General features: G+C 38.2%; 12 protein-coding genes. 7 read left to right on the forward strand and 5 right to left on the reverse strand.

What is annotated here, in order from left to right; genetic code table 11:
- Together ACQR30_RS09190 and ACQR30_RS09195 are read right to left on the reverse strand one after the other, a co-directional pair.
- Positions 1-837 (reverse strand): carboxypeptidase-like regulatory domain-containing protein (locus ACQR30_RS09190; RefSeq protein ID WP_429734278.1); only part of this gene is annotated, 837 nt, incomplete at its 3' end.
- Between the two features lie 18 nt (positions 838-855).
- Positions 856-1,950 (reverse strand): formylglycine-generating enzyme family protein, encoded by a 1,095-nt coding sequence (locus tag ACQR30_RS09195; protein WP_429734280.1) that lies wholly within the window; start codon positions 1,948-1,950, stop codon positions 856-858.
- A gap of 513 nt (positions 1,951-2,463) precedes the next feature.
- Here ACQR30_RS09195 and ACQR30_RS09200 point away from each other — a divergent pair.
- The 5 genes from ACQR30_RS09200 to ACQR30_RS09220 all read left to right on the forward strand — a co-directional run bounded on the left by ACQR30_RS09200 (position 2,464) and on the right by ACQR30_RS09220 (position 8,393).
- Positions 2,464-4,089, forward strand: coding sequence for an ABC-F family ATP-binding cassette domain-containing protein (locus ACQR30_RS09200; RefSeq protein WP_429734282.1), 1,626 nt, complete (start codon positions 2,464-2,466; stop codon positions 4,087-4,089).
- 375 nt (positions 4,090-4,464) lie between these two features.
- Positions 4,465-6,423, forward strand: a complete 1,959-nt coding sequence (locus ACQR30_RS09205) for a M1 family metallopeptidase (protein ID WP_429734284.1) — start codon at positions 4,465-4,467, stop codon at positions 6,421-6,423.
- 176 nt (positions 6,424-6,599) lie between these two features.
- Entirely contained in the window at positions 6,600-6,788 is a 189-nt protein-coding gene (locus ACQR30_RS09210) for a hypothetical protein (RefSeq protein WP_429734286.1), read from the forward strand.
- A gap of 161 nt (positions 6,789-6,949) precedes the next feature.
- Complete coding sequence (locus tag ACQR30_RS09215; RefSeq protein WP_429734288.1) at positions 6,950-7,630, forward strand: C40 family peptidase; 681 nt, start codon at positions 6,950-6,952, stop codon at positions 7,628-7,630.
- 94 nt (positions 7,631-7,724) lie between these two features.
- Complete coding sequence (locus tag ACQR30_RS09220) at positions 7,725-8,393, forward strand: FAD-binding oxidoreductase (RefSeq protein WP_429734290.1); 669 nt, start codon at positions 7,725-7,727, stop codon at positions 8,391-8,393.
- Between the two features lie 3 nt (positions 8,394-8,396).
- On the opposite strand, the gene ACQR30_RS09225 is transcribed toward ACQR30_RS09220, so the two are convergent.
- Together ACQR30_RS09225 and sucD are read right to left on the reverse strand one after the other, a co-directional pair.
- Positions 8,397-8,771: a VOC family protein gene (locus tag ACQR30_RS09225; RefSeq protein ID WP_429734292.1), complete on the reverse strand. Its 375-nt coding sequence runs from the start codon at positions 8,769-8,771 to the stop codon at positions 8,397-8,399.
- A 142-nt stretch (positions 8,772-8,913) separates the two neighbouring features.
- Positions 8,914-9,786, reverse strand: coding sequence for a succinate--CoA ligase subunit alpha (gene sucD / locus ACQR30_RS09230; protein ID WP_429734294.1), 873 nt, complete (start codon positions 9,784-9,786; stop codon positions 8,914-8,916).
- Positions 9,787-10,162: 376 nt separating this feature from the next.
- Here sucD and ACQR30_RS09235 point away from each other — a divergent pair, with 376 nt between their 5' ends.
- On the forward strand, positions 10,163-11,068 hold the full coding sequence (locus tag ACQR30_RS09235; RefSeq protein ID WP_429734296.1) for a DnaJ C-terminal domain-containing protein: 906 nt from the start codon (positions 10,163-10,165) through the stop codon (positions 11,066-11,068).
- A complete protein-coding gene (locus ACQR30_RS09240; RefSeq protein WP_429734298.1) occupies positions 11,061-11,348 on the forward strand; it encodes a chaperone modulator CbpM in 288 nt (95 codons plus the stop codon). Before ACQR30_RS09235 ends, ACQR30_RS09240 begins: the two co-directional genes overlap by 8 nt.
- Positions 11,349-11,384: 36 nt before the next feature.
- On the opposite strand, the gene ftsY is transcribed toward ACQR30_RS09240, so the two are convergent.
- Positions 11,385-12,285: signal recognition particle-docking protein FtsY (gene ftsY, locus ACQR30_RS09245; RefSeq protein WP_429734300.1), on the reverse strand; the 901-nt coding region annotated here is incomplete at its 5' end.

Raw genomic sequence — 12,285 nt, forward strand, 5'->3', positions numbered from 1 at the left:
CTTTAAAAATAAATCAGCAGAGGTTCTTCTGGCCGTAATTAGAAAAGAAGACTTATTTTTCTGGATAGGTCCATCTACACACATACGCGTACTGATTAGACCAATACCGCCAGAAACCTCCGTTTGTTGATCATTTCCATCCTTCATTTTCACATCTACTACCGAGGCCAAGCGACCACCATATTGAGCCGGGCTATTGCCTTTCATAAATGTCACATCCTTAATGGCGTCGCTATTAAAAGTGCTAAAAAAACCAAACAAATGTGTCGCATTATGGACAGGTGCTTCATCCAACAAAATTAAATTTTGACCAGCCGTACCCCCCCTCACAAAGAACCCTGCACTACCGTCTCCCGCCGGTTTCACACCAGGCAGTAATTGAATTGTTTTCAATATATCTGCTTCACCAAATATTACGGGAATACTAGCTACCTCCTTTAAATTAAGATGTGCAATACCCATTTCAGGATTACCTATATTATTTTTTTTTGTGGCGCTAACCACCACTGTACCAAGCGTATTACTTAAGGCAGCCTGTTGAATTGACAAATTGATAAGCGTGTCCTTTCTTAAAAAAATATAGTGGCTATAAGGCTTATACCCAATGTATGATACGGTAAGCGTGTATTTCCCCTCCGGCAGAGAAATGGAGTAAAAACCATAATCGTTTGAAATTGTCGTTGCCGTTCTGTTGCCCGAAAGCGTAATGGTAGCGGCAGCAATAGTTTCACCTGATGCGGCATCGCGTAGTTTACCATTAATACTGATTTGCCTTTGGGAAAAAGCCACAATATTGAATGCAGTTAGAAAGAAAATTAGCAGAGTTGTTATTCGCATTCCGTTGTTAGTTTTGACTCACCGTTTACTTCGAACGCACCGGAATCCTAAATTATTGCTGGCACTGGATTGTTCGCCTTTACCTCTTGCGCCCGCCTTGTAACGCAAGCAATAGTCATCGCTGCACAAAAAGGAACCACCCCGTTGCACCCGTTTTACCGTTCCCGGCTCGTCCGGGTCATAGCTGTCTTTGGGGCCTTGCGGATCTTTCTGCGGACTATGCGCATAATAATCTGGTCGATAATAATCGTTACACCATTCCCAGGCATTCCCTTCCATATCGTAGAGTCCGTAAGCACTCGGTGGAAACTGCTCTATAGACGCTAAACCGATATAACCATCCTTTTTGCTATTGTGGTAGGGAAATTCTCCTTGGAAATTATTAGCCATTGATTGGCCACCGGGATTTTTTTCCTCTCCCCAGTAATAGGTTGGGTAATTCTTTCCGGCTTTTGCAGCAAACTCCCACTCTGCTTCTGTTGGTAATCGTTTACCGGCCCATTTTGCGTAAGCTACGCAGTCCTCATAGCACACTTGCACGACCGGCTCATGGCCTTTTGCGACGATACTCGAATTGGGGCCTTTCGGGTGCCGCCAATTAGCACCGGGTATATAAGTCCACCATTGCATTGGGTTGTTTAAATCCACCGGATGATTGGGGGGCGTGAATACACCGGATCCAGGCTTCAATTTATCCAAAGGTACGCCCGGATAATCCTTTGGATTCAAAGGTCTTTCTGCCACCGTTATATAATGAGTCGCCGCAACAAATTTTGCAAATTGGTCGTTGGTTACTTCATGCACATCTATATAAAATGGAGAAACAGTTACTTTGTGAATGGGCCGGGCATCTGGAAAATTTTTGGATCCCATTTCAAAGCTCCCCCCCTTTAATAAGACCATTTTTGCGCTGTCGGTTCCGGTATCCGTACTGCTATCTTTCATCAATGCAGCCCTTATTTCCGCAGTGCGCGATGGAGCCTTACATAAAGTACAATCCTTTGGCAAAGCCTCTGAAACTACGGCATTATTTTTTTTGTCTGATTTACACGAAAACACTAAAAACGATGGGAGAACAACACACAAAATCCATATTTTTTGTAAAAACCTCATTTGGTTATATAAATGAATGAAAATAATTGAATTAACAAATCTATGAAAGATTAGTTGGATTATGGTTTTGATGTTTATTATTTCTCAAATTGTTTTACCAACCCAATAGATTATTTTTAGGAAGATATCCAGTCCTACCCGATAGTATATAAAAATTACCAAAAAAACACTCGGTCAAATATATTATATTAAATTATTTTTACATTTACTATCAATTTTAAAGGCCAAATAAAGCAAGTATAAATCATAGATTGAGCTTATATCAAAACCTATTTTTTGTACTTAATGCTACATAATGCGATTGCTTTACATTGGCTCATTGTTTCCAATACAAAAGAACAAATGACGGGCTCCTATAATATTCCATTGGCGACCATATAATTGCTTAAACTGATAAAAGGCATAATAGACAAAAAACAAATTAAAATGGCCTTCCAATTTTCATCTAGGGGATTACTCTTTTAATTCATAAAACACTACCTTTGCACCTCAAAAAACAGAAGGAAAACAGTAATGATTAGTGCAAGAAATGTTACGCTGGCCTACGGAAAGCGCGTATTGTTCGACGAAGTAAACATCAATTTTATAAAAGGAAACTGCTATGGCGTTATTGGTGCCAACGGTGCAGGGAAATCTACTTTTTTAAAAATATTGAGTGGTGAAATTGAACCCAATAAAGGCAGTATCGAAATTACACCGGGCGAACGCCTATCGTTTTTGAAGCAAAATCAATTTGAGTTTGATAACGAAACAGTGTTAAACACCGTATTGATGGGACACAAAAAAATGTGGGAGATAATGCATAAAAAAGATGCTATCTATAGTGATCCGGATGCGACAGAAGATGATTACATGCGCGCCAGCCACCTGGAAGCAGAATTTGGTGAGATGGGTGGTTATGAAGCAGAAAGTAATGCAGCTACTTTTTTGAGCGGCTTGGGCATTAAAGACGATATGCACCAAATGCAAATGAAAGATGTGCCCTCTAATATGAAAGTGCGTGTATTATTGGCGCAGGCGTTGTTTGGCAATCCCGATATTTTACTATTGGATGAGCCTACCAACGGATTGGATATTGAAACCATCGGTTGGCTGGAAAACTTTTTGGCCGACTACGAAAATATTGTTTTAGTTGTTTCACACGATAGACACTTCTTAGATGCCGTGTGTACACACGTTGCTGATGTGGATAGGCAAAAAATAAAAGTATTTACCGGCAACTATTCTTTCTGGTACGAAAGTTCACAATTAATGGCGCGCCAGATTGCCGATAAGAATAAGAAAAACGAAGATAAGCGCAAGGATCTGCTAGACTTTATTGCACGATTTAGCGCCAACGCGTCTAAATCCAAACAGGCCACCTCTCGGAAGAAGGCGTTGGAAAAATTAACGATCGAAGAAATAGAACCCTCCAGCAGAAAATATCCGGGCATTATATTTCAGCCATTGCGTGAAGTGGGTAATGAAATATTGAATGTCGAAAATCTTAAAAAATCGATTGATGGCCGTGTACTTTTTGATAAAGTAACCTTTGATGTTAAAAAAGGAGAAAAGATCGCTTTTATCAGCCGTGATCCATTAGCCGTTTCAGGCTTCTTCGATATTATTAATAATGAAGCAAAAGTGGAAGCAGGGAAATTTGAATGGGGAACAACTATCACCAAAGCATATCTCCCGATAGAAAATGAAAAATATTTTAAAGAAGGACTAACACTATTAGATTGGTTGCGTGAATATGTACCGCCTCATGTGACGGATGCAGACGAGCCCTTCTTGCGAGGATTCTTTGGAAAAATGCTTTTTGCCGGTGATGACATTTTAAAGAAAACAAATGTATTAAGCGGTGGAGAGAAAGTTCGTTGTATGGTAAGTCGTATGATGTTACAGAATCCCAACGTTATTATTCTTGACCAACCTACCAATCACTTGGATTTGGAAAGCATTCAAAGCTTCAACGAAAGCTGTAACAATTTTCCAGGTGTCGTATTATTAACGTCTCATGACCATACCTTTATGCAAACAGTTGCTAATCGTATTATTGAGCTAACACCGAAAGGAATTATCGATCGGTTGATGACTTTTGATGAATACCTGGAAGACGAAAGAGTAAAAGGATTACGTGATGAAATGTATGCATAGTTTTTAAAGATCGTGAATTTTAGAAACGTCGAAAGAAGAACCTTTCGACGTTTTTTTGTGAAATTGCCAATACACATAAGTACTAGTCTTATTTATTACCCAATCAGAGACTCCATTTGACATGTAAAAGCACTTTTGTTATCAGAAATTCAAAAGGCATGGTTATTAATTTAAATTACCGAGTTAACTATGAAATAGCCGATTTCAAAATAGGACCTTCACTCTTTTGCAAATGGAAGCAAGTTGAGAATATTTTTATGAATTAATAAATTAATAATTACACAATTGTTTATGCTACGAACTGTTTGTTTGTTCAAATTTTCCTTATCATTTTCTAAAGAATAATTATATTCGACGACTCAAATAAAAAGTACTATGCATAAACTCTCTATTCTTCTGAGTGCTGTAATTTGCATGATGCAGGCCAAGGCACAAAATTACGATGCTCATAAGGCCTTCGCTCCAATATTTTACTCGTCCAATGGCAACGATTTCCGAAGCGCTAACGGCGCTCCCGCCGGCAATTACTGGCAAAATCGTGTAAACTATAATATTAAGGCGTCCTTCGATACAACGACTAATATTTTAGATGGTATTGCGAACATTGATTACATCAATAACAGCCCGGACAAACTTGACTTCCTTTGGCTGGAACTCGATCAAAACGCAGAAAAAGAAGATTCCCGCGGCTTGTCAGAAATGAATCCCGGCGTAAAAGCCTCTGCTGAAAAGGGCTTTAAATTCTTCAGTGTCCTTGCATGGCAAAATGGCAAATGGCAGCCAGTAAATTATATAGTTGAGGGCACGCGCATGCAATTGAGACTTAAAAATGCATTGTCAGGAAATGGGAAAGCACTAAAATTAAAAATAAATTATTCCTTTAAACTATTAAAATCTTCAGCCGGAAACCGTGCGGGTATTTTAGAAACTCAAAATGGCAAAATATATGAATTGGGATATTGGTTTCCCAGAATGTGCGTATATGATGATTTATTAGGCTGGAATACTTTACCCTTTATTGGTGGTGGCGAATTTTATATGGAATATGGAGATATTGATTATACAATTACTGCACCTTCTGGTATGATTGCCATGGGTTCAGGTGAATTATTGAATGGCGACGAAGTATGGAGTGATAAAATTTTAACCAATTTAGCAAAAGCAAAAAAATCGGAGAAAACGATAATAATTCGTTCTTTAGAAGATCTTAAAAATGTTTCTCCAACAAAAAAAACAAGTGGTAACGTTACTTGGCACTTTGCCATGAAAAACACACGTGATGTAGCTTTTGCCTTATCAAAAGCATTTATTTGGGACGGCGCCAAAATAGATTTGCCCGACGGAAAAACAGCTTTCGCGCAATCTGTTTATCCAAAAGAAAGTATTGAGAATAAAAGTGAATGGAACAGGGCGACCGAATATTTAAAGGCATCTGTAGAAGACTTTTCAAAAAGGTGGTTCGAATATCCTTATCCTGAAGCAACCAATGTGGGCGGACCTATTGGAGGCATGGAATTTCCGGCGCTAACTTTTGATTATTATCGTGCCGGCGGCAAAGGTTTATGGGCGCTACTTTCACACGAAATAGGTCATAGTTGGTATCCGATGATTGTGGGCTCCGATGAACGGCGCTTCCCTTTTATGGATGAAGGTTTTAATACTTTTGTAGATATTTATGCACAACAGGATTTTAACCACGGAGAGTTTGCACCTAAACGCGACGGCGAATATGCACCCAAAGGCGGCAATCCGGCAGATGAAATCATTCCGGTTATAAAAGAACTACAAAATGGACCAACACTCATGACACCCCCTGATTGGATGGACTATAAATACGTCCACCCACTCGCTTATTTTAAAACAGCATTTGGCCTGGTTTTGCTACGGGATATAGTATTAGGTAAAGATAGATTTGATTATGCATTTCGTAATTACACAAAGAACTGGGCATTCAAACATCCCTCGCCGGCGGACTTCTTTCGCTCGATGGATAACGCCGCCGGCGAAGATTTGAGTTGGTTCTGGCGTGGTTGGTTTTACAACAACTGGCAACTCGATCAAGCCATAACAGGCGTAAAATATGTTGATGATGACGCTCATAAGGGAGCACTCGTTTCAATAGAAAATAAAGAACAATTGCCGATGCCGGTATCCGTTGAAATAAAGGAAGCAAATGGTAAAACGCAAATAGTAAAACTACCTGTCGAAATTTGGCAACGGGGTGCCTATTGGACTTTCCAAGCTCCGACGACATCTAAAATTATTTCGGTCGTAATTGATCCTAAAAATCAATTACCAGACATTGATAGAAGTAATAATATTTGGAAACCATAAAGGGAAATGGCAGAAACGTGGACAAAAAAAGAAACCCTTTCGTATCATTACACTATTTATTCCATGTTTTTTTTCGTAGCCGCTAAATGAAAAAAGGATAGCGAAAATAAGCCGGCCAAAACACGTGGAATATATCAGAAGTTCGTACGCCTTCTTGCAAGATTTTACTGCAAAAGATGATCTGCACAGATGTGCAGGTTTATCTTCAAAATCAAGGGGTGCGTCGTTCAAAGGGTAAATGGGTACAATTATTAAATGCGACTTTTGGTTTGCCATTCGGTGGCCAAGGTAGAAATATTAAAGATTACAGTTGTCAATTATCATCCGCACAGTGGCTATCTACTTATTTCGGTTGGTCGGTGTAGTGTAGGGATATTTTATCCCAAACAACACAAAAGTTACAAGAAGCGATTCTAAAAACGCACCCCTGATAAAGCTCCCGGCATTAACTGGCTTTTAATAATAAAAATTTCACAGATTACAATTAGGCAAAGTTTTTGCTTATGCGTAAATTGCAATTTATAGAATGGAAAAATCAAAATATCTACACATCGTTTCGATATCATTATTGTTGGCATCATGTAGTGCCTCCACAAAAATGCATAAAACGAGCAAGAACACAACGACTAATAATCATCCAAGGTTTCTGAAAAGCATTGAGGTAAATCCGGGCGAAGCGGTAGACTCAAAAGGCAAAAGCTATGGCTATAAAAAGCAAGCCGAAGGAGTTATTTCCGATCCGCGGGATGACTCTAGTAATGAAAGTGATCATCCTATTTCCAATATACAAGAAAAATATGCGACCTTATTGGGAATAAGCCCGCAAAATGTACTAGACGATCCATTACTAGAACAAATCGATGATTGGTACGGCACACCTTATTTGTTTGGCGGGACAAGCAAGAGTGGAATTGATTGCTCTGCTTTTTCCAGAATGATTCTAAATAGTGTATTTAATACATCTTTACCAAGAACAGCGCAACAGCAATATGATTTGTCGGAACACATCAAAAAAGATCAATTAAAAGAAGGCGATTTGGTTTTTTTCCACACAGAACGATATGGTAGAATAACCCATGTCGGCGTGTATTTACAAAACAATAAATTTGTGCATGCCTCTACATCAGGCGTAATCATAAGTGATTTAGATGAGGATTATTGGCGTAAGCACTATAAAGGAGCTGGACGCATTACCCCAAACCAATAAAATTAAAGTTCCTCATTTAGATTACCGTCAATAATAAAATATTATTCATTGCGGAAAATTTAATATATTTATATTCATCAAGAAAAAAAATATTATGGAAGAATACATCGTAAAAATTATTTCAATAGAACCTGTAACACACAATGTGCTCAGGATAAGAGTAGAAAAGCCAGAAGGCTATTCCTTTGTTCCAGGACAAGCAACTGAAGTCTGCATTAATAAAGATAACTTTAAAGAAGAGCGTAGACCTTTTACATTTACAAGTTTGAACGATTCTAAATATTTGGAGTTTACTATAAAAACTTATACCGATCACGATGGTGTGACCAACGAGTTACGCAAATTGAAACCAGGAGATGAATTGATTTTGCATGATGTCTGGGGTGCTATCAGTTATAAAGGGGAAGGTATATTTATTGCTGGCGGTGCGGGCATTACCCCCTTTATCGCAATCATTCGTCAATTGTATAAAGATGGAAATATTGGCAATAATAAACTCTTCTTTTCAAACAAAACAAGTAAGGACATTATTTTAAAAGATAGTTTCGAGAAAATGCTCGGCAATCAATTTATCAATACGCTTACCGAAGAAAAAACAGGTAGCTATCTAAATAAAAGAATTGATAAAGATTTTCTACAAAAAAATATCAAGGATTTCTCTCAGAATTTTTATATATGTGGCCCAGATGCAATGGTTCAAGCTGTACAGCAAGCCCTGCAAGAGTTGGGCGCAACTGAAAAAGTAATTACAGTCGAAGTATGAATGCTAGTGCGTTTCTGAGGTAATCCACCAAGTATTTCCAATGGGATCTTTAATGCCTCCGGTGCGACCATAATCTTGGTTAGATAAGTCCATGACAATTGTACCACCATGGTCGAGTGCCTTTTGAAAAATTTCGTCTGCATTGTCTACATATATAAATAGACTTCCCGGTTGCGGCAGATATTGGTCTGTGCTGTCGGCAAACATAATAATACTATCATCTATTTTTACTTCGGCATGTTTTATGCATTTTTCATCGCGCATTTCTTTACGTTGTAATTCTGAGCCAAAAACCATTTCAGTGAAATCAATAAATCTTTGCGCGTTTTTTACAATTAAATAGGGTATTACCGAAGGATATCCACTTTTATTTTTCATAAGAAAGGTTTGTATAGGTAAAAATAAAATTGTTATTGTAAACTTACGCTGTTTTTTTCATGACTCAAAGAGATTTCTATAAAGCAAAACGCGTATTGGTTTAGAATACGCGTTTTTTTCTATAAACAAAAAACTTAGATGATTATTTCTTTAATAAATTAGCTAAAGTTTTTCCTATATCAGCCGGGCTCGCGACAACAGTTACACCATTCTCAGCAAGAATTTTCATTTTAGCTGCAGCTGTATCGTCTGCACCGCCAATGATAGCACCTGCGTGTCCCATTCTACGACCCGCTGGAGCAGTTTGTCCTGCAATGAACCCTACTACTGGTTTATTATTATTATTATTAATCCATTTTGCGGCATCGGCTTCCATACTACCGCCAATTTCACCAATCATAATGATCGCTTCAGTCTCAGGATCATTCATCAACAATTCCACTGCTTCTTTGGTGGTAGTTCCTATGATAGGGTCTCCACCAATACCGATGGCCGTGCTAATGCCCAAACCTGCTTTCACTACCTGATCAGCAGCCTCATAAGTAAGTGTCCCGGATTTGGAAACGATACCCACTTTTCCTGCTTTAAAAATAAAGCCCGGCATAATCCCGACTTTGGCTTCGCCTGCGGTAATTACACCTGGACAATTTGGTCCGATTAAGCGTGAATTTGTCCCTTGTAAATAATTTTTAACTTTCACCATATCTTGCACCGGAATACCTTCTGTGATGCATACAATTAATGCAATACCTGCTTCGGTAGATTCCATGATTGCATCAGCGGCAAATGCAGGAGGAACAAATATAATACTAACGTTGGCTCCCGTTTCTTTCACCGCGTCGGCAACTGTATTGAAAACCGGGCGGTCAAGATGCTTAGAGCCACCTTTTCCTGGTGTAACTCCACCAACGACATTGGTACCGTATTCAATCATTTGTGTTGCGTGAAAAGTACCTTCGGTACCTGTGAAACCCTGTACGATAATTTTAGAGTCTTTGTTTACTAATACTGACATTGCTGTAATTATTATTGATTATGGATGCGCAAACTTACTACAAAGCGAGGGATTTTTATAATTTGATGGTATGGAAATTTGACAATGCGTCATTTCATTATCGACAGAAAAGATATGTTTGGTGAAATATTAATAATTATCATCAGAAACGAAAATTGGCGTAAATAGCCTATCGGGAAAAAAGTAAGTAAGTCTTAAAAAAAATAGTTGAATTGTATAAGAGGTATTAAGTCTTATACTGATAAAACAAAAGTATACAGCTTTTTTAAAAGACTATTCAATAATCATTCTAAAATAAGTTGCTAATTTCTCTCAATCAATGCTAAAAAAGAAAATATTTTTTACCTTGTACAAGTAAATATAAAAAAAACATTCAATGGACTATATAGATTATTATAAAGTTTTAGAGATTGATAAGAACGCGTCCGAAGCTGAAATAAAAAAGGCCTATCGAAAATTAGCACGTAAATATCATCCAGACTTAAATCCGAAAGACGATGCAGCAAACAAAAAGTTTCAGCAGATAAATGAAGCCAACGAAGTTTTAAGCGACCCGGAGAAAAGAAAAAAATACGATAAATATGGAAAAGACTGGGCGCACGCAGAAGCATTTGAAAACGCCGGCGGGGGTGGGCGACGACAGCAAACTTATTCCAGACAAAATGGCGAAGATCAAGGATTTGGGGGAGAATATGATTTTTCTGATTTCTTCTCTTCGATGTTTGGAGATTCGGGGACCCAAGGGAGGCGAGGGCGAACACAGTTTCGCGGACAAGATATACAGGCCGAATTTCAATTAAATTTAAAGGACGCATATACGACTCATAAACAAGTTTTTACTGTCAATGGAAAGAATATCCGCATCACTATTCCAGCAGGAGTAGAAAACGGGCAAACCATTAAGCTCTCCGGCCACGGCGGCGATGGTCTGAATGGTGGGCCGAAAGGTGACTTATACATTACTTTTAGCATCAAGAACGATACGCATTTCAAGCGAATGGGAAACGATTTGTATAGTGATGTAAAACTCCCATTTTATACCGCTGTTCTCGGTGGGGAATTGATTGTCGAAACATTCGAAGGAAAAGTAAAATTAAAAGTAGCTCCGGAAACGCAAAATGACACCCAGGTAAAATTGAAAGGCAAAGGTTTTCCTGTGTACAAAAATGAAGGAAGCTTTGGTGATTTGTATATTACTTATCAAATAAAGATGCCAACTAATCTTAGCGAAAAAGAAAAAGAACTATTCAGTCAACTTGCTAAAATGAATAATCATGAATAATCATCTAATACCTCTACAACATATTTGTACGCATTATAATGCAGAGATTTCTTTTATTCACTCCTTACATGAATTTGGGTTGGTAGAGATCATTTCCGGAGAAGCAACTATGTTCATCCCAGAAGAACAAGTAAAAGAAATTGAGCGGATGATCCATTTACACTATGACCTCAACATTAATATAGAAGGTATAGATGCCATTGCACATCTGTTGGAAAAAATGGAAAATTTAAATAATGAAATGATTTCGTTAAAAAATAGGTTGAGTAGGTATGAGTGACAGGGGGATAAAATTTGTGTGCTTCTAGGCTAATTTTTATAATTTTTGACTAAACAAGCTATCTACAAATTCATGCTTATCGAAAATTAATAAATCTTCTATTTTCTCTCCAACGCCAATATATTTTACCGGGATTCTTAATTGATGTGCGATGGCCAACACGACACCCCCTTTGGCGGTACCATCTAATTTAGTCACTGCCAATGACCGAACATCGGTCGTTTGCACAAATTGCTTGGCCTGCTCTAATGCATTTTGTCCGGTGGAACCGTCTAATACCAATAATACATCGTGTGGCGCATCGGGGATAACTTTTTGGATTACACGTTTTATCTTACTTAGCTCCTCCATCAAATGTGCTTTATTATGTAAGCGACCAGCCGTGTCAATAATAGCTATATCTGCATTTTTGGCTACAGCACTTTGAACGGTGTCAAAAGCAACGGAAGCCGGGTCGCTGCCCATGTCTTGCTTAACGATTGGAACGCCTACCCTTTGACTCCAGATAGTTAGCTGATCAACAGCAGCTGCACGAAAAGTATCAGCAGCACCAAGTATAACTTGATTACCAGCAGCTTTGTATTTTGCAGCCAGTTTCCCAATAGTGGTAGTTTTACCCACACCATTTACTCCAACAACTAATAATATATAAGGCTTCTTACTACTGGAAAGATTAAAATCTTTATGCGAACTATCGGGAGAATCCACCAAAATATTTTCAATTTCATCTTTCAATAAACTATTCAATTCATTAGTAGTTAGATATTTATCTTTTTCTACTCTTTTTTGAATACGGCTCACTATTTCGAGTGTCGTATCCACCCCAACATCAGCAGTGATTAAGGCATCCTCTAAATTATCTAAAACATCATCATCAATAGTAGATTTACCTGCGACCGCCTTTGTAATTTTGGAAAAGAAACCTTCTTTGGTTTTT

The organism is Arachidicoccus sp. (assembly GCF_050436765.1).
Taxonomy (GTDB): Bacteria; Bacteroidota; Bacteroidia; order Chitinophagales; family Chitinophagaceae; genus Arachidicoccus.